This window comes from Psychrobacter sp. 1U2 (genome assembly GCF_051847575.1).
Genome location: NZ_JBPYDC010001510.1, coordinates 1 through 586, shown reverse-complemented (window position 1 = coordinate 586; position 586 = coordinate 1). Strand labels below are relative to the sequence as shown.

The following is a 586-nucleotide window of genomic DNA, read 5'->3' as shown; positions in this document are numbered from 1 at the left end:
AAATGCGCGGTAAGATGGATGTCGCCCCTAACAGCGATCCTGTGCTGCTAAAAGCGCAGGCAAAAGAGATTGAAGGTGTGGCAAAATTCTTAACTGGTGACATCAAAAAAGAAATCGTTGTCCCTAATAAATTGGTCAATATCGTGGTGGTAGGTTAGATCTTTTAGGCTTGGAGATTTTGATGACCCCAAGCCTTTTTAAAACGTAAGGATAGCGATTATGTCGTATAAGCATCAAGCTGCACAGTCACAACCCAAAAGCGCAAGCGCACAAAAACTAGCGACAGCGTTACTTGCCGCTTTGCCAATGATGACAGTACTTAGTGCCGCGACAGCACTTAGTGGCTGCGGCTTTCAATTACGTGGTTACGATACACCAATGCTATTTGATGTTGCCAAAACAGCAGTGATTGTTGAAGATGATCGCACCTCCTTTCCTTTAAAATTGCCATTAACACGGCGCTTAGAAGCCTTGGGGGTCGATGTCATTGATAACATGACTCTGACCGATGTAGCGAACAACAATCAAAGTACTGATGCTGCACCAATCGCTGCTATTACAGTAAAAAACATACGTTTTAAGCGTT

1 protein-coding gene is annotated in these 586 nt (G+C 43.7%); it reads left to right on the top strand.

Annotated features, from left to right (window positions below):
• Positions 1-219: 219 nt before the first annotated feature.
• Positions 220-586: LPS-assembly lipoprotein LptE (locus ACS8FD_RS22895; RefSeq protein WP_459252180.1), on the top strand; the 367-nt coding region annotated here is incomplete at its 3' end.